Annotated in this window: 18 protein-coding genes and 1 pseudogene; 4 read left to right on the plus strand and 15 right to left on the minus strand. The window is 31.2% G+C overall.

The window, feature by feature from the left end; genetic code table 11:
• Positions 1-4: 4 nt before the first annotated feature.
• The 11 genes and pseudogenes from RAH41_RS10290 to RAH41_RS10340 all read right to left on the minus strand — a co-directional run bounded on the left by RAH41_RS10290 (position 5) and on the right by RAH41_RS10340 (position 8366).
• Entirely contained in the window at positions 5-964 is a 960-nt protein-coding gene (locus tag RAH41_RS10290; RefSeq protein WP_331222321.1) for a PDR/VanB family oxidoreductase, read from the minus strand.
• Between the two features lie 15 nt (positions 965-979).
• A complete protein-coding gene (locus tag RAH41_RS10295) occupies positions 980-1468 on the minus strand; it encodes a hypothetical protein (RefSeq protein ID WP_331222322.1) in 489 nt (162 codons plus the stop codon).
• Between the two features lie 6 nt (positions 1469-1474).
• Positions 1475-1678: a heme-dependent oxidative N-demethylase subunit alpha family protein gene (locus tag RAH41_RS10300; protein ID WP_331222324.1), complete on the minus strand. Its 204-nt coding sequence runs from the start codon at positions 1676-1678 to the stop codon at positions 1475-1477.
• Position 1679: 1 nt separating this feature from the next.
• The gene (locus tag RAH41_RS10305) at positions 1680-1883 is read right to left on the minus strand and encodes a heme-dependent oxidative N-demethylase subunit alpha family protein (RefSeq protein WP_331222442.1); all 204 of its coding nucleotides are present in this window, start codon (positions 1881-1883) and stop codon (positions 1680-1682) included.
• Positions 1856-2425: pseudogene (locus tag RAH41_RS10310) on the minus strand (heme-dependent oxidative N-demethylase subunit alpha family protein). The gene RAH41_RS10305 and the pseudogene RAH41_RS10310 overlap by 28 nt, the downstream one beginning before the upstream one ends.
• 392 nt (positions 2426-2817) lie before the next feature.
• Positions 2818-3114 carry a rhodanese-like domain-containing protein gene (locus tag RAH41_RS10315; protein WP_331222325.1) on the minus strand — a complete coding sequence of 99 codons (297 nt, stop codon included), beginning with the start codon at positions 3112-3114 and terminating at the stop codon, positions 2818-2820.
• Between the two features lie 13 nt (positions 3115-3127).
• Positions 3128-3490: a rhodanese-like domain-containing protein gene (locus RAH41_RS10320; protein ID WP_331222326.1), complete on the minus strand. Its 363-nt coding sequence runs from the start codon at positions 3488-3490 to the stop codon at positions 3128-3130.
• 71 nt (positions 3491-3561) lie between these two features.
• The gene (locus RAH41_RS10325; RefSeq protein WP_331222329.1) at positions 3562-3822 is read right to left on the minus strand and encodes a metal-sensitive transcriptional regulator; all 261 of its coding nucleotides are present in this window, start codon (positions 3820-3822) and stop codon (positions 3562-3564) included.
• Positions 3823-4572: 750 nt separating this feature from the next.
• Complete coding sequence (lepB, locus tag RAH41_RS10330) at positions 4573-5109, minus strand: signal peptidase I (RefSeq protein WP_331222331.1); 537 nt, start codon at positions 5107-5109, stop codon at positions 4573-4575.
• Between the two features lie 143 nt (positions 5110-5252).
• Complete coding sequence (locus tag RAH41_RS10335) at positions 5253-6896, minus strand: AMP-binding protein (RefSeq protein ID WP_331222333.1); 1644 nt, start codon at positions 6894-6896, stop codon at positions 5253-5255.
• A 213-nt stretch (positions 6897-7109) separates the two neighbouring features.
• Positions 7110-8366 carry a cation:dicarboxylate symporter family transporter gene (locus RAH41_RS10340; RefSeq protein ID WP_331222335.1) on the minus strand — a complete coding sequence of 419 codons (1257 nt, stop codon included), beginning with the start codon at positions 8364-8366 and terminating at the stop codon, positions 7110-7112.
• Positions 8367-9009: 643 nt separating this feature from the next.
• Between RAH41_RS10340 and zwf the strand changes: the two genes are divergently transcribed.
• Entirely contained in the window at positions 9010-10509 is a 1500-nt protein-coding gene (gene zwf / locus RAH41_RS10345) for a glucose-6-phosphate dehydrogenase (RefSeq protein WP_331222337.1), read from the plus strand.
• 79 nt (positions 10510-10588) lie between these two features.
• Here zwf and gndA read toward each other — a convergent pair whose 3' ends face one another.
• Positions 10589-11995, minus strand: coding sequence for an NADP-dependent phosphogluconate dehydrogenase (gndA, locus tag RAH41_RS10350; RefSeq protein WP_331222338.1), 1407 nt, complete (start codon positions 11993-11995; stop codon positions 10589-10591).
• A gap of 248 nt (positions 11996-12243) precedes the next feature.
• Between gndA and RAH41_RS10355 the strand changes: the two genes are divergently transcribed.
• On the plus strand, positions 12244-13353 hold the full coding sequence (locus RAH41_RS10355; RefSeq protein ID WP_331222339.1) for an AbrB family transcriptional regulator: 1110 nt from the start codon (positions 12244-12246) through the stop codon (positions 13351-13353).
• A 32-nt stretch (positions 13354-13385) separates the two neighbouring features.
• Here the strand turns inward: RAH41_RS10355 and RAH41_RS10360 are convergent, their stop codons facing one another.
• Both RAH41_RS10360 and RAH41_RS10365 read right to left on the minus strand, forming a co-directional pair.
• Positions 13386-14132, minus strand: coding sequence for an SDR family NAD(P)-dependent oxidoreductase (locus RAH41_RS10360; protein ID WP_331222340.1), 747 nt, complete (start codon positions 14130-14132; stop codon positions 13386-13388).
• 121 nt (positions 14133-14253) lie between these two features.
• A complete protein-coding gene (locus RAH41_RS10365) occupies positions 14254-14691 on the minus strand; it encodes a MarR family transcriptional regulator (protein ID WP_331222341.1) in 438 nt (145 codons plus the stop codon).
• Between the two features lie 468 nt (positions 14692-15159).
• On the opposite strand from RAH41_RS10365, the gene RAH41_RS10370 reads away from it, so the two are divergent.
• Both RAH41_RS10370 and RAH41_RS10375 read left to right on the plus strand, forming a co-directional pair.
• Positions 15160-16707 (plus strand): bifunctional GNAT family N-acetyltransferase/carbon-nitrogen hydrolase family protein, encoded by a 1548-nt coding sequence (locus tag RAH41_RS10370; RefSeq protein WP_331222342.1) that lies wholly within the window; start codon positions 15160-15162, stop codon positions 16705-16707.
• 454 nt (positions 16708-17161) lie between these two features.
• Positions 17162-17941, plus strand: coding sequence for a nitroreductase family protein (locus RAH41_RS10375; protein ID WP_331222343.1), 780 nt, complete (start codon positions 17162-17164; stop codon positions 17939-17941).
• Positions 17942-18033: 92 nt separating this feature from the next.
• On the opposite strand, the gene RAH41_RS10380 is transcribed toward RAH41_RS10375, so the two are convergent.
• Positions 18034-18597, minus strand: a complete 564-nt coding sequence (locus RAH41_RS10380) for a hypothetical protein (protein ID WP_331222345.1) — start codon at positions 18595-18597, stop codon at positions 18034-18036.
• Positions 18598-18639: the final 42 nt, after the last annotated feature.

The raw sequence follows: 18639 nt of genomic DNA on the forward strand, positions 1-18639 counted from the left end.
AACACTATATCTCAAGAATTATTTGATTTGATTTAGCCCTAGAGACACAGGGTAAAATCATTTTATTACTTTTTCTTTGATCCTCATCCAATATGTAGTCGTGATGCTCAATTTGACCATCGACCACATTTACTTCGCATGTCCCACATCTACCAACCCTACAGGAATAGGATACTTTTAAGCCCTCATCGAGTAAAACATCTAATAAAGTTTTATCAACGGGCACTTGTTTTGTCATACCATTTGCCAGCCTTACCTCAAAAGGTCTTGATTTAGCCAATAATTGTGGTGTAAAAACCTCAATATGGACACTTGATTTCGGATAGCCAAATGCATATGCTGATTCATTAAATTGCGAAATAAACCGATTCGGACCACAAAAATATACATGAGTACCGATTGAATGGTCTAAAAGCGTTTCAACTTTTATTCGACTAGAATTAAGCTCTTTCGTAAAGTAAAAAGTAGTCTCTTCTCTATAATATTCATTTAAAAAATCGTAAAATGCACTATTTGATTTTGTTGCGGAAGTATAGTGAAGTTCAAAAGATTTATTCTTACCCTTTAATTCTTTCATCATCGATAAAAATGGCGTTATGCCAATACCTGCCGCATAAAACACATGATGTTTCGCTCTTGAACTTAATGGAAAATGATTTTTTGGATAGCTAATGCGTAGTCGATCACCTACTTTCATTCGTTCATGCCAAAATTTTGAACCGCCCCTTGATTCCGAACTTAAATGAATGGCAATTTTATAAGTGTTATTAATAAGTGAATGATGAACTAAAGAATAAGGTCTGCAAATAATCTCATTTTCTGCAGCTACATATGTATTAATATGAGAACCTCCACTAAAAGTTGGAAGATTAAATTCATCAATTGGAATAAAACTAAATTCTTTAACCTGTTGTGTTATTTGCTTTATTTCATTAACACGAACTAGTATCGTATTCTCAATCAATCCATTCACTCCCATCTACAATTTAGCGATATTTCCTAAATATGCGTCATAATGGACAGAATAATGGTCAGAAACTGAAAGTAATAAATAACAGTTTTGACACTGAACTTCATTACCAATTTCTAAATTTTTTAATTCAGTTAAACTATGACAGCGACAACAAAAAACCTTCGAGTTCAATTCACCATATCCAACATATTGTACTTCATCTTCAAAAAATCCAACATCTTCTAGAATTGGTCGCAAATTTTTAAGCTCTTCTTTACTTAAAGCTAGATATAAATAACTACCCATTTTCTGACTTTGCAACCAAGTTTTAAGATTATTTTGCAATTGTTCTGGACTTGAATCGAATCCGATGAAGACAAAATCAAAAGAATAGTTTTTCTCAAGTAACCTTTCTAAAATTGGCTGAATTAACGGCCTCCCCCTATGATTCGAACAGATTAAATATTTTCTTTTTCCATCTATAAAACTAGCTCTTTCAACTATTAAATTATTCATCGCATTCTACCCAACTTCATCAAGTTTATTTTTTAAATATGTTATTACTTCTTTTTTATATGTAGAGATTCCTTTATAATCTAAAATGAAATCCGGTAATTCACATAGAATTTTATAAAATTGCTCTAACCATTCCTTATTTAAGCTTAATTGCTCTAGTGGTAATAAGTGAGTATGAATCGTAAATAGGAGCCCATTACTAGTAGCCAACCTAAATAACTTTTTGAACTTCAACACGTAAATGGACAAAATTCCCGACATTATCAACTGTAACTTTTTTTCTTTCTTTACCCCATTGATTCAATGTTTCTAATGAAGTATCTAATCTTTTTCCTGCCATTAGTGACCAATTTTTACGATTCCAAGGAGTTCCTTGTTCAATATTTTTTAAGAAACGGAGAATTCGATCTCTAATGAATTTTCACTAAACATAGGGATTGGATGATGTATCTCTTTCAATCTCATTCCTAGTTTAAAAGTAAGTGACCAATTAGAAGGAAATAGAGATGTCCAGCATCTAAAAATAAGTCGCCATCTCGTTGACTCATATAAATTAAATCCTCTTGGACGTGTCTACCTATGAAATTCAAAGGTTTTCCTAAAACCGAACTTCGATTCCCAAAGCTGTAATTGTTCCTCCTCCATTAGAATCTTATTATAAATAGTCCAATATTCAGGCGTCTTATGAACTTCTAAATAATTTGGATAATACCTTATTAAATGATTTATAATTAATTCTACAATCTCCCATTGCTCTTCAAAACTAGTAGGAAGTGCTTGATAACAACTGCTAGGTGAATTGTGTACCAAGCTTCTTTTTAATTTTATTTCATTCTCATATTTAGGAGTAATCTCGATGCTTTCAGGTGGATCTAATAGAATAGAATTATTAGAGTAACGATAAATCTGCTCTTTAAACGGATAGGTAATACTTTCTAATTCATTAACTTGATTCATCTGAACACCCTTTATATTAGAATAAAAATAGATTGTTCAAATAAGTTAAACCAGATAGAAGATAAACATTGTATTTTTTTTGTTTTTTGTTACATTAGATTTTAATTAATTATAAGAATATTCTGTTTTTATATCAATAGCTTGTCCGATTTAATGTGCATTTTAATAGAAAGTTTTGAAGGACTTAATCAGCTTTTCGTTTTTTTGCTTACTCATAACACCTTCATGAGGTCCTATATCTCTGCTTTTTTTCCTTTTTACTTACTCAATAAACAAACTTATTAGCTAGCTAATCTCCTTACTCATGAACGATAAAACTAGTTATGCGGCGATCTTTCAATCGAAATAAAAAAATTGCCTATATTAATTTATAAGCAATTTTAATCATTTTTTTATTCAATTTCTCCTGTCCAAGCAAGCATACCACCAGTCATATTCACAACATTAAATCCATGGCTTTCTAAAAACTGTACTGCTCGACTACTTCTGCCACCAGCATGACAGACAACAATGTATTCATTATTTTTATCTAAATCCGCCATGCGAAATTCGATTAAACCAAGTGGAATATGCGTTGCACCTGGGATCATCCCGTTTGCTACTTCATCAGCCTCTCGAACATCAATGATATTAAGTGATTTTCCATTCTTTAATAGATCTTCTAGTTTTTCTGCTGTAATTTCTCTCATTCATTATTCTCCTTTATAAAGACCAGGAACTCATTCCGCCTTTTACATTTGTAATATTGGTATAACCCATTTTTTTTAGAACTTTACATGCTTTTTTACTTCTCATTCCACTCTGGCAAATAATGATTGTTTCTTGATCTTTTGAAAGATGATTTAAATTTTGCTTTAACAAATGCAGCGGAATATTTTTGAATTCCTTAATATGTCTTCCTTTATATTCTGCAGGTGTTCTAACATCAATGAATTGTTTTTCCTTACTTTTCAATTCATTTTTTAATTCATTTGTTGAAATTTGCTTAACCCCTTTAATTGGAAGAAAAGTTTGTACTAGAAAATAAGCAATTAATACGATGATTAGAATATTTAACATTTCCATTTAAGACCTACTTTCAAGAAGATGATATTCAGAAATATTTTTGGGGCAATGATAGGTTTTACGAATGTTTTTTATCTACTTTTTACTAATAAGTTAACTGCTTCTTTTACTAGCTCTTCAGCATTTTCTCCATTTTCATCAGCTAATCTTACACATTCAATTAGATTTGTACTTACGATGACTCCAATTGTACGATCCATTGCTGCTCTTACTGCTGATAATTGAGTGATAACATCTTTACACCCTTTATCCTCATCCATCATTTTTAAAATGCCTCGAAGCTGCCCTTCAATTCTTTTTACTCTATTTTTTATTTGATCATCATAAGTCATAAAAATCTTTCCTTTCTTAGTAAAATTTTCACATTAGATAAATTGAATAATATACCCAGATAGGTATGAAGTCAATTAAATTGTTGTCCAGTTTTGATTAGTAGAAATTCAGTGTATATTTTTGATGATAAATTCTTATTTTTAATAATCTATTAATTATTTAAATGTTAAATGAGTCCGTGTAGTTTTATAGTTGTTGTTCGATACGAATTCACCATTAAACTGAAATGAAACAGTAATTTTACTTTAAGAAAAGGATATTAGATTGGTTTTTATCTATCCATTTTTTGATGAACAATTTGATTGGAACTAAAGGGGTGACTCCTATGGACAATCAAGGAAGCCTGAGACCCCACAGGATCGCGATTCTTCTTTTACGAAAATTTAATTTAATTGTCTTTAAACAGCGTAAAAGCCTGGTATTTTACTATTCCAGGCTTTTACGTATTACATATTTATTACTAAAAAAGGTATCGTGATGATCGCTACGATCATTAATAACCAATTATTCTTCTTAATTGTAATTTCTTCCTCCAATAACAGCTCTTCACTTTTTTTCATTATATATTCCTACTTTCAGTTTTGATTAATTTATTCTTATATTTAAGATTTATTTCCTTAAATACAGCTTAAAATACCTGTAAGTATCAATTTTGTTACTTTTTTACTTTATATAATGAAAATGAAATTTTAATGAAAAACCTTTTTCTAATTTTAAAAAACCTTTTTTAATTCATTTTACTTTTTCTTTTAATGTATTATTCTTACTCGATCAAAAGGAAAAAAAACGCCTTCAACTTTGCCGACTATTTCAGACTGCTTAATATACCCTAATCCATTTCTGCTATCTTTACTATTTAGCCGATTATCACCCATTACTAAATATGACCCGCTAGGTACTTTAACTTGATTAAATTGAAGATATTCTTTATAGACATTTTTTAAATGGTCGTTTAAATAGTTTTCAGTTATATGTTTTCCATTAATATATAGGAGCCCATTCGTTAAATTAACTTTGTCACTTGGCAAACCAATGATTCTTTTAACATAATACTTAGGGTCATTTTGTTTTTTTATAATGACTACTTCACCTCTATTTATTGATGAAATATGAAATGAGACTTTGTTAACAAACAAATAATCCTGATTATGTAGGGTTGGTTGCATCGAAGCACCTTGAACAATAAAGGGTGAAAAAATAAAAATCTTAACAATTAATGCGATTGTAAAAGAATAGACTATTATTTTAAAAGTTTGCCATGAAGATTCCTTTTTTCGTAGTTTCAAATTTGTATCCCCTTTAAATTTATTGTCTCCACATTTTACCATAATACGGTTAATTATTTGAATATTCCTTACAAATAAATAATGAAAAAATAGCAAAGCTTTCTGTTTCACTTTGCTATTTCTTCTTGATTAAATCTGTTTAATTAAACTTGTTTTGAGGCAGTTTCTACTGCTTGCTCTCTTAGTCGGAATTTCTGTATTTTTCCTGAGGCAGTCATAGGATACTCTTTTACAAATTCTATATATCGAGGAATTTTATGTTTTGAAATTTTTCCTTTACAGTACATTCGAATATCTTCTGATGTAATTTTTATTCCTTCTTTAAGAATAATGCAAGCCATCACTTCTTCCCCATATACATCATCGGGAACTCCAACAACTTGAACATCTAACACATCTGGATGAGTATATAAAAATTCTTCTATTTCACGAGGGTAAATGTTTTCCCCACCACGGATAATCATGTCTTTGAGCCTACCTGTAACTTTGCAATAGCCATTCTCATCCATGATTGCTAAATCTCCTGTATGTAACCATCCATCCTCATCAATTGCAGTAAGAGTAGCTTCTTCATTTTTGTAGTAGCCTTTCATTACATGATAGCCTCTAGTACAAAGTTCACCTTGTACTCCACGTGGTACCTCATTAGAAGTGCCAGGTTCTACTATTTTCACTTCAACATTTGGTAATGCCTTACCAACCGTTTCAACCCGTACCTCAATTGGATCATTCGTTCTAGTTTGTGTAATAACTGGAGAAGACTCCGTTTGTCCATATGCAATTGTAATCTCAGTTATTCCCATTTTTTCGATTACTGCCTTCATAACTTCAATTGGACAATTTGAACCTGCCATAATTCCAGTTCGTAATGTTGATAAATCGTATTTAGAAAAATCAGGTTCATTTAATTCCGCGATAAACATTGTAGGAACTCCATGTAATCCAGTACATTTTTCATCTTGTACTGTTTGAAGTACTCTTTTTGGATTGAAGTCTTGAACAGGTACCATCGTTGCTCCGACAGTAACACAGGCCATGGTGCCTAAAACACATCCAAAGCAATGGAAAAATGGAACGGGTATGCATAAACGATCTGCCTTTGTTAACTCCATACAATTAGCTATATTAAATCCATTATTGACGATATTTGAGTGTGTAAGCATTACACCTTTTGGGAAACCAGTCGTTCCAGATGTATATTGCATGTTTATAACATCATAAGGACTCATTGTTGCAATTCGTTTATCCAATTCTATGTCTGAAGTATTTTTAGCCATGGAAATAAGTTCATTCCACGAGAATGTTCCAGGGTATTTTCTTTCACCAAGAACAATTACATTTCGTAAAAATGGCAGTCGACTGCTGTGAAGTTCTCCAGGAACAGCATCCTTTAATTCTGGTATAATTTCATAAAGCATTTCAATATATGAAGAGTCTTTATATTGATCCATTAAAATAATGGTTGTTGAATCAGATTGCTTTAACAAGTATTCTAGCTCTGCAGTACGATAATTAGTGTTTACTGTAACAAGAACTCCACCCATTTTACCAGTTGCAAATTGTGAAGTAAGCCATTCAGGTGTATTTGAAGACCATATTGCAATATGATCGCCTTTTTGAATTCTAAGACTCATCAAACCTTTTGCTACTTCTCTACAGTGGTTTTCAAATTGTTCGTAATTCATCCTTAAACCTCTATCCGCATAGACAACAGCCTCATGAGTAGGATGTAATTTCGCTTTTTCTTCTAATAGTTTCCCTATCGTAATATCTAGTAATTTTGTCATCTTATCCTCCTTAATTGGTTCCCTTCCAAAAGGACGCGTAATTAGCACTTAAATTAAACACAATTAAGAATATTCTATGTTTTTAGACTTTTCCCTTTAAAAAAACTTCTATAAAAATAGAAAAGCCACAAGGAATTTCTTTTTCCTTGTGGCTGTTGTTTTTAGATAATTTATTTGAGAGTTATATTTAAAATATCTTTTCTATATTATACGTTACATAGCAACGTTATTATCATTCTTCACCACTTCTGGTTTAAATACGCGTTCCCATTTAGCAATTACAACTGCTGCTAAAGAGTTACCTACTACGTTTACTGCTGTTCTAGCCATATCTAGAATACGGTCAATACCAGCAATAAATGCTAAACCTTCAACTGGAATTCCTACTGTACCTAATGTTGCTAATAATACAACAAACGATACGCCTGGTACACCTGCGATACCTTTTGAAGTGACCATTAAAACTAACATTAGTGAAATTTGATCAGTGATTGATAAATGAATACCATACATTTGAGCAATGAAAATTGCTGCTAATGCTTGATATAAAGTTGATCCATCAAGATTGAATGAATAGCCAGTCGGAATAACGAATGAAGAAATTGATCTTGGTACTCCGAATTTTTCTACTTTTTCCATAATTCTAGGTAAAACTGTTTCAGAACTCGCAGTAGAATATGCTAAGATCAGTTCATCTTTAATTAATTTAATGAACTTAAATATATTAACTCCTACCATTTTAGCAACTAAGCCCAATACTACAACGATAAAGAATGCCATCGTAATATAAACAGTTATAACTAGTTTCCCTAATGGAATTAAAGATTCTATTCCAAACTTTGAAACTGTAACACCAATTAATGCAAAAACACCAAATGGAGCAAATTTCATAATTTGATTTGTAATGTAAAACATTGTATCAGCTGTACCTTGGAAAAATGCTAATACTGGCTTTCCTCTTTCTCCAACCGCTGTAATTCCAAGACCAAACAGTACTGAGAAGAAGATAATTGCTAACATATTTCCTTCAACAAAAGCTGAAAAAATATTTGGCGGTACGATATTTACAAATGTATCTGCAAAACCATGACTTTTTACTTCTTTTGCTGTTTCAACATAAGTGTTTATATCAGTTTTGTGAAGAATACTCATATCTACACCAGCGCCTGGTTTTACGATATTCGCTACTAATAATCCAATTAAAATTGCAACTGTTGTAATAATTTCAAAGTACAGAATCGTTTTTCCGCCTAAACGGCCAAGTTTTTTTGTGTCACCAACACTAGCAACACCTACAATGATACTTGAAACAACGATTGGTATTACAATCATTTTAATCAGACGTAAAAAGATGTCTCCAATTGGTTGTAAAAAGTCAGCAACCTTTGGATTCCCATAAAAAATTGCGCCTACAATGATCCCGATAACAAGACCAATTAATATTTGCCAAGCTAAGCCAATTTTTTTCATAATAAAAGTCCCCCTTGAAGTAGAATTTTGCCAAGTTTTTTAATTTACTAAAAATAACAAAACCATTTATTTTTTTAAATGGTTTAAGCACTACTTGGCTTATTTAAGATATCGATGGAACTCTCATAAATTACCCATCATTTCCATAATTTACTTTTTGATTATATTCAGAATTTACAATCAAAAAAGGTTATAAAAAACAGTATAACAGAAATCATTACGATTTCAATTTTACTTTATTTTCCAAATGTCGATTAAGGTACATTACAATTCTACTAAAAAACTGAGATTTTGACAAATTTCCTTTATTATTTTTTAATTAATTTTTAATTTTTAACCATATAATAACAGATCACTTCTTATATTAAGAAAAAACTTGCATTATCCAAATCATTTAAATCCCCTATGTTTACAAGGAATATTAAGAAAAAAGTTAAATATTATCAAGACTCTTATTTACGAATCTGTTCGTTTTGTTTATGATATAAGATGAATAATTTGGAAATTTAATTTATTTTTTAGTAATTAATGAAAATGCTTTCAAATTATTTTTTTGAAAGTGATTTTACATATTTTGTATAATCAGCCATGATTATTACTAAAATAAGTTAGTAATTTATGTTTAAGAAGTGAGGTAAATGAATTGAAAACTAAAGTAAACCCAAAAGCAGTTATTGTCATTTTTGGAGCAACAGGAGACCTAGCAAAAAGAAAGCTTTTTATTTCAATATATAGATTATTTTTAAGTCAAAAAATTGACGAAGGTTTTGCAGTTGTCGGTGTAGGTAGAAGACCTTGGTCAAATGATGAGTTTCGTGAAACTGTAAAAAAATCAATTCAATCTATTGCTTCCTCTGAGACTGAGATTGAAAGCTTTTTATCTCATTTTTATTACCATCAATTTGAAGTATTAGAACCGTCTTCATATATAGAATTAGGAAATTTATTAACAAACTTAGATCATCATTATTTAATTCCTGGTAACCGTGTTTTCTTCCTTGCAATGGCACCAGAATTTTTCGGAACAATTGCTAAACAGTTAAAACAAAATGGTTTAGCTGATACTGAAGGTTGGAGTCGAATTGTCATCGAAAAACCATTTGGACATGATTTACCGAGTGCTATAGAATTGAATGATGAAATTCGTGAAGCATTTTCAGAAAATCAAATCTATCGTATCGACCATTATTTAGGGAAAGAAATGGTTCAAAATATAGAAGTAATCCGTTTTGCGAATGCCATGTTTGAACCGCTTTGGAACAATCGATTTATTTCAAATATCCAAATTACTTCTAGTGAAATTCTTGGTGTAGAGGACCGTGGAAAATACTATGAGAATTCGGGCGCTTTAAAAGATATGGTTCAGAATCATATGCTTCAAATGGCGGCACTACTCGCTATGGAGCCTCCAATCAAATTAACAACTGAAGAAATTCGTAGTGAAAAAGTTAAAGTATTTAAAGCTCTTCGTAAAATTGATGAAAACGAAGTAAAAGATTATTTTGTTCGCGGACAATATGATACTGGTGTAATTAACGGTGAAGAAGTTCCAGCATATAGAAATGAAAACAATGTTGCACCTGATTCTCAAACTGAAACCTTTGTTGCGGGCAAACTGTTTATCGATAATTTTAGATGGGCTGGTGTACCATTCTATATTCGAACTGGAAAAAGAATGGCGACAAAATCTACAAAGATCATTGTTCAGTTCTCAGATATACCGATGAATCTTTATTACAATACAAAAGAGACAATGTCTCCAAATTTATTAATTATACATATTCAACCAGATGAAGGTATTACATTGCAATTAAATGCAAAAAGATCTGGCTCAGATGAAGGCTACACAAAGCCAATTCAATTAACATTTAATAATAATTGCGTTGATTGCATTAATACACCAGAAGCATACGAGCGCTTAATTTATGATTGTATGTTAGGTGATGGAACAAACTTTACACATTGGGATGAAGTAAAATATTCTTGGAGCTTTGTTGATGTCATCTCAAAAGCTTGGGACAATAATTTAGCACCACTTACAAATTATCGTTCTGGTTCAATGGGGCCAAACGAAGCTGATACTTTATTGACAGTTGATGGTCATAAATGGTGGCCTGTCACTGATCGATTAAATGAAAATTAAAAACGATTTATATAAAAAAAGTTACCCCCTCAAAATTCGAGGGGGTAACTTTTTTTTTGTTTCGAAAACAAAATTTAAATTATGTCCACTGTGTATGGAACTTACCTTCTTTATCGATTCGTTCATACGTATGTGCACCAAAATAATCTCTTTGGGCTTGAATTAAATTTGCAGGAAGTGTTTCTGTACGATAGCTATCATAATAAGCTAATGCAGCAGAGAAACATGGAATTGGTACACCAGCTTCAATTGCTACTACGCTAATTTTTCGTAAAGCACCTTGATAACTTTCAACGATTTCTTTGAAATATGGATCAAGTAATAGGTTCGAAAGATTAGCATCTAGATCGTAAGCTTCTTTAATTTTTTGTAAGAATGCCGCTCGAATAATGCATCCACCTCTGAAAATCATTGCAATATCACCATATTGTAAATCCCAGTTATACTCATCCGATGCAGCTCTTAATTGAGCAAATCCTTGAGCATATGAACAAATTTTACTTATATAAAGTGCTTTACGCACATCTTCAATGAGTTGCTCTTTATCACCATTATATGTACCAGTTGATGGACCAGATAATAATTTACTTGCTTTTACTCTTTCATCCTTCATTGCAGATATAAAACGTGCAAATACAGACTCTGTAATAATAGAAGTAGGTACGCCTAAATCTAGCGTACTTTGACTAGTCCATTTTCCAGTACCTTTTTGTCCTGCCTTATCTAAAATAACATCAACAAGAGGTTTACCTGTTTCTTCGTCTGTTTTAGTAAAGATATCAGCTGTAATTTCAATTAAATAGCTATCTAGCTCACCCTTATTCCAATCACTAAATACATGGTGTAATTCGTCAGCAGTTAAGCCTAGTACATTTTTTAATAAAAAGTAAGCTTCTGAGATTAATTGCATATCACCATATTCAATTCCATTATGAACCATTTTTACGTAATGACCAGCACCATCTGGACCAATATATGTTGTACAAGGCTCATTATTTACTTTTGCAGCGATCGCTTCAAAAATAGGTTTTACTAGTTCAAATGCTTCTTTTTGTCCACCTGGCATAATTGAAGGTCCTTTTAAAGCTCCCTCTTCTCCACCTGAAACACCTGTTCCAATAAAATGAATTCCGCTATCAGATAGCATTTTGTTTCGTCTTTGAGTGTCTTTATAGTATGTATTTCCACCATCAATTAAAATGTCACCTTGATCAAGATGAGGTAATAACATTTCAATTGTAGAATCAGTTGGGGCACCTGCTTTTACCATTATTAAAATTTTTCTAGGTGTTTCAAGAGAATTTACAAATTCTTCAATTGAAAATGTTCCAACTACATTTTTACCTTCTGCTTCTTTTAAAAATTCTTCTGTTTTTTCAACTGAGCGGTTATATACAGAAATTGAAAAACCTCTACTTTCAATATTTAAAGCTAGGTTTTTTCCCATTACTGCTAAACCAATTACGCCTATTTGTTGTTTAGCCAATTCAATTAGTCCTTTCTAATTAAAATTTGCAAGGGTTTTCAAATTAAAAATTGTAAAAGATTTACTATCCTTAATATATCCTCCGATTAGTTTTGCTATCCTGTTAAATATTCTAGCGAGTAAACCGAGCAAAATCCTTGCATACCATAAACTTAAGGTCAATAATGATATTAACATAACAAGCGCGATGAATAAATGTAAACATGATTTATACATTAAAATTTTATAATTTGAAAAGAAGTGAAACGATGGTAATGAAATACAACGATAATAAATGGACTCAGCTTTTCATTACTTTCATGATTGCAATTATTGGTGGATTTATATTTCAATTGATTAAACTACCAATACCTTGGCTCCTTGGACCAATGTTTTTTGTACTTCTACTTTCTAAAATTAAAGGGATAAAATTGTATTGGCCTAGTAAAATTCGGGATACAGCCATGATCATAATCGGTTACACAATTGGGCTATCATTTACATCTTCTACGTTTATCCAAATCGGACATCAATTAACTTCTATGATTTTGATGACCTTTTTACTCATCCTTTTTACAATTACAATTTCGATCATAATTTCTAAAGTATTTAAAATCCATTATCCAACTGTTTTATTAGGTAGCATTCCAGGGGGACTAAGTCAAATGATTGCTCTTGCAGAAGAGATTAAAGATATTGACTTTACAATTGTCACTTTCTTACAAATTTCCAGACTTATGATGATTATATTTATGGTCCCATTATTAATTTTCAGTCCATTTTTTAATGTACATAAAAGTTCGATATTAGAATCCATTCAGCACACTTCAGCTAGCTGGCACGGCTTATTTCCTAACATCATTATTTTTGCTATTTTCTGTACACTATTTGGAATTTTAGGGAAGAAAATAAATTTTCCAACGGCACTACTTTTAGGTCCAATGATTGCTACCATTATCCTTAATTTATCTGGATTACATGGACCTGCATTACCATCTGTAATTTTGGATTGCTCACAGCTAATGATGGGAAGTTATATTGGCTTATTATTGAAACCAGAAAACTTAAATAACAAATTAAAAATAGTTCTAGTTTCAGTTTTAAGTGGAGTCGTTTTATTAACATTTTCGCTAGTATCTAGTATATTTTTAACACATATCCACACCATTGATCATATCAGTGCCTTACTTAGTTTAGCCCCTGGTGGAATGGATCAAATGGCATTAATTGCAAAAGAAGTAGACGCAGATATAACTGTCATTATGTGTTATCAACTATTTAGAACACTTTTCATATTTATTGTTGTCCCCTATTTATTACGATATATTTTTAGAGCTAGAATACAAGAAAGTAAGGAAAAGCGAATTAATAATGAATAAAAAAGCAAGGAAGTTTAACTTTCCTTGCTTTTTTACTCTTCATAGATCATTTTCCTAGTCATTCCACCATCAATTATGATATTTTGACCATTTATAAATGTATTTTCTGGATCTGCTAAATAAATACAAGCTTTGGCGATATCTTCAGGCTTACCTACCCGATTCGACCAATGTTGAAGATGATCAGTTTCTTTTAATTCTTCATTTTGATCAACTTGAATCCATCCAGGGCTAATGCAGTTTACTGTAATACCATTTGGCTGAAGCGATGCAGCTAATGAATGGGTAATTGATACAATTCCACCTTTTGATGCTGCATAAGCTTCTGAATTTGGCTCCGACATAATCGCCCTTGTTGATGCCATATTGATTATTCTTCCACCATTATCCATCACTTTAGCAGCTTCTCTTGATGAAATAAAAACGCTTCTCAAATTAGTATTTATTACTTGATCCCATTCATCTGTTGATAAACTTAAAAATGGCTTAAAAGCGGAAATTCCTGCATTATTAATTAAAATATCAAGTTTACCAAATTTATCAAAAACAGTCTGAATAAGATTTATGATGTCTTCTTCTTTACTAACATCAGTCTTATGGAATATTGCTTTTCCACCATTTTCCTCAATTTTCTTTACAACTTTATGACCTTTTTGCTCATTAACATCTGCTATAAAAACCATTGCTCCTAATTTTCCAAATGCAAGTGCAATCCCCTCTCCAATTCCATTTGCACCACCTGTAATAATAATTGATTTTCCTTCAAATTTTTTCTCCAATTTTCATACCTCTTCTTACAATTAGTCTACTATTAATTATTATTTCCAGCCTTAACAAAAAAAGCCGTCATTGACAGCTTTTCCTTCAATTAATTCAATTTAAATTATCTCAACATTGAGGTTAATGATTGCTTAATCCAATCTTTTTTAATAAATAGATTAACATATCTTTTTCAGCTGAATTTAATTGAGAAAATAAGTTATGAATCAAATCACTATGAGCTGGAAAGATGCAACTAATTACTTTTCTACCCTCTTCAGTCAAAGCTGCATAAATAACTCGTCGATCTTTCGGACAATGAATGCGTTCAATATATTTTCTTGCTTCTAATTTATCTAATACATACGTCATATTTCCGCTGGAGATTAATATCCTTTTTCCAATTTGTTGAATTGGCTGATCTCCTTTATGATAAAGCAATTCTAAGACTGCAAATTCAGTTAAATTCAAACCAAAACATTTTATATTATTTATAGAAGCATCAGTTAAAAATCGATTTGCTTTACAAATTTCAGTATACAATTGGAGCGAATTAGTTGAAATTTCATTTTGATTCAATCCATATCAACTCCTTTCAATTATCTTGAATTAAAGATAATTTTAAAGCATTTTTTAGAAGTAGTCAATGTCCTTCTACTCGTTTAATCCTATATTGATAGATAGATGTAAACAAATTAAGTTTACATAACAATATTATGAGTTTTTAATTATTTACTCGTGAATCCCTTATGAGGCATTATTTTTCACAGTTTTGCTCTTTTTTTACTCATGAACTCTTTATGAGGAACTAATTTTCATATTTTTGCTCTTTTACTTACTATTGAACCTCTCTGAGTAAAGACATTTCATCTTTTTTCTTTTTTATAAAACCAACTAGCTAGCAATTGAATTATTAATATAAACTCGTAAATTAGATCATATTAAAAGGTAAATTATGGGTAACCTAAATGTGTGATTTACAAATCCATAGACAGGTTTTTTATGGTCCCTTAGTAAGCGAGACATTTATATTTAGGACGTGAGATTATGTCAGAGACAGATATGTCAAAATACGAGAAGAAGATTGAAGTTCGAAATATACGTATGGAAGATATTAATGAAATTATGAGGTTATCAAACCGTTGTTTTCCTGGCATGGAAGGATGGAAACGCGAACAATTAGAAAGTCATATTCGTATTTTTCCTGAAGGTCAGTTTTGTGTAGAATATGAAGATAAAATTATTGGTTCTTGTTCAAGTTTAATGGTTGACTTCGATGAATATGATGACCAGCATACTTGGAACGTCATCACTGATAATGGTTATATTACAAATCATGATCCGAATGGATTTAATTTATATGGAATTGAAGTTATGGTTGATCCCGAATACCGTCGTATGAAAATTGGACACCGTCTTTACGAAGCGCGAAAGGAACTGGCTAGACAATTAAATCTTCAAAGCATTATCATTGGTGGTCGAATCCCAAATTATCATAAACATAGAGATGAAATGTCACCACGTGAATATGTAGCAGCAGTAGAAAAACATAGTATTTATGACCCAGTTTTATCATTTCAATTAATGGAAGGTTTTACAATTAAACGGATTAATACACGCTACCTTCCCGATGATAAGGCATCTGATTCATTTGCCACTTTGATGGAATGGAGTAATATTGACTATCTTCCAAAATCTAAAAGAGTTTATCGTGCATCATTCCCAGTTAGAATTTGCGCAATACAATACATGATGAAAAAAATCGATTCATTCTCTGATTTTACGAAGCAAATCGAGTATTATGTTGACGTCGCCGCTGACTTCGGTTCGGATTTTGCTGTTTTTCCAGAATTGTTTACAACACAATTGATGTCTTTTCTGGAAGAAAAACGCCCCGATCAGGCGGTTCGTAGGCTTGCAACTTATACTGAGCAATACATCGAACTTTTTACCGAACTTGCTGTACGCTACAATGTCAATATTGTTGGAGGATCTCACTTCGTTGAGGAAGATGGTAATATTTACAATGTTGCTTATCTATTTAGACGTGATGGCACAATTGAAAAGCAACTAAAAATTCACGCTACTCCTAATGAGAGAAAATGGTGGGGAATTTCAGAAGGTAACGAAATCCATGTATTTGATACAGATTGTGGAAAAATCGCGATCCAAATATGCTATGACATCGAATTTCCTGAACTTGCTCGTATTGCAGTTGATCAAGGGGCAAATATCATTTTCGTCCCATTTTGTACGGATGATCGCCAAGGTTATCTTCGTGTTCGTTACTGCGCTCAAGCAAGAGCAATTGAGAATCAAGTATATACTTGTATTGCAGGAACAGTAGGAAATTTAACACATGTAGAAAACATGGACATTCAATATGCACAATCAGGAATTTTCTCCCCTTCTGATTTTGGCTTTGCAAGAGATGGTATTGTTGGTGAATGTGATGCAAATGTTGATACTGTCGTAGTCGGAGATGTTGACCTTGAAAAATTAAGACGTTCCCGAAATACTGGATCAGTCCGTCAATTACGCGATCGACGTCGTGATTTGTATCGGATTGAATTTAAGAATTTAAAGTTAGAATAAAGAATTTAAATGAAAAAAATAAATAAGAATTAAGCTCAGTCTAAAATAGTATACTGGGCTTAATTTTTTTTTAATCAATTTATTTCTCTAGCTTCCTGTTTATTTACGCATATCTATTACTATTTTCTGCTAAAATTTACACTCATATTTTTTTTATTTTATTTAATAAAATTTACTCAGTAATTTAATTATTAACCTTTAATCTACTTATAAATGTCATTTGACATTTTTTGACACATCACACATCACTACTATTCTAAAAAAATGTTAAACTGAGTAATTTTTACTAATTTTTTTTAAAAAAGCACAAATTTATGTACGATAACGTTTCTTTATGATATGTTACATTATAATTTGATTATTCAGAAATAATTACAATTTTATATTATTTGTCGATTTTCGATTGTTTTTTTATGTTTTTAATGAAATCTTTTTGATATGAGGAGTGAAAGTTTTGGAATTTAATGATGTATTACATGGGCACAGATCAATTCGAGAATATGCGGATAAGGAAGTTAGTCAAGAACTGTTAAATCAAATATTAGATGCAGGTATTCGTGCCTCATCAAGTGGCAATATGCAATCTTATTCCATTATTGTCACAAAAGACAAGGAAATTAGAAAGAAATTATATTCTGCGCATATGGAGCAATCAATGGTTGTTGATGCACCTATTCTTTTAACTTTTTGTGTGGATTTTAATCGAATGAGAAAATGGCTTACGCTTAATGATGCACCTGTACATTTTGATAATTTCATGAGCTTTATGATTGGTGCCATTGATGCTACATTGGCATCTCAAAACTGTGCATTAGCAGCAGAGAATGCCGGTCTTGGTCTATGTTACATGGGCTCTACACTTGCAAATTGTAATCAAATTGGAGAAATTCTTAACTTACCACCAAATGTCGTACCAGTTGTAGGATATTCATTAGGCTATCCAAAAGAAAATCCAGCATTACGTGACCGACTTCCAAGACATGGACTAGTCCATTATGAACAATATAATGATTATTCAGAAGAAGATATTCTGGAAATCTATAAAGAAAGAAATGAAAAAGGCTGGCAACGTTACATGGACGTTCCAAAGCTGAAAGAAATGACAGAACGACTAGGATTAAAGAACCTAGCTCAAATTTATACGATTGCAAAGTATACACAAGAATCTCATCATGAATATTCTCAAACAGTTCTAGACTATTTAGAGAAACAAAATTTTATGAATAATAAATGATATGACATTAAAAAAGTCGATTTTCCTCCTGAGGAATCGACTTTTTATATTTTCTCTATTAAAATGGAATCCTATTAATAGTACTAGTAAAATTAAGATAATAACTGATCCTTTATAGGTAGTAACCTTTTGAATTTTTTATTGTAAGATTGTCTTTCTAACAATTCGTCAACTAGTTTTATGGCATCTTCTTTTCGATTTGCTTTTACATAGCATTCAATCATTACTTTATATTGTTCATCATAAGGTATTTTCTCTCGTTTAACTAACTCAAAAGCTTTATCAAAGCTAATGGAAGCATTTTTATAATCTTTTAGAAAAAAATATGTTCCCCCATTACCAACATGTAATTCTGCACGTTGTAAAGTAGTTAATGATCGTAAGTTTAGACCTTCTTCTCTTATTTGAAGCGCTTTTTCGTAGTCTTTTCTTTCATCGCAATTTAAAGCCTCGGTATGGAAATGTTCAAATTTTGTTAAACTTTTTCTAGATTTTTTTGTTTTTAATAAAGTCAAAATAATCAATAACTCGATTAAAATTGAAATAGTAATATGAATTAGATTTTGTGGTTTATACTCTCCCCAAGCTTTATATACAAAATGAATGAGATCCCATGAAATCTTAAAACACAAAATATATAAAAGATATTTTCTCAATCAGTTCCCAACTTTCTAAGATTATCTATGTTTATTATAGAA

The sequence above is a fragment of the Gottfriedia acidiceleris genome (assembly GCF_036421055.1).
GTDB lineage: Bacteria > Bacillota > Bacilli > Bacillales > Bacillaceae_G > Gottfriedia > Gottfriedia acidiceleris_C.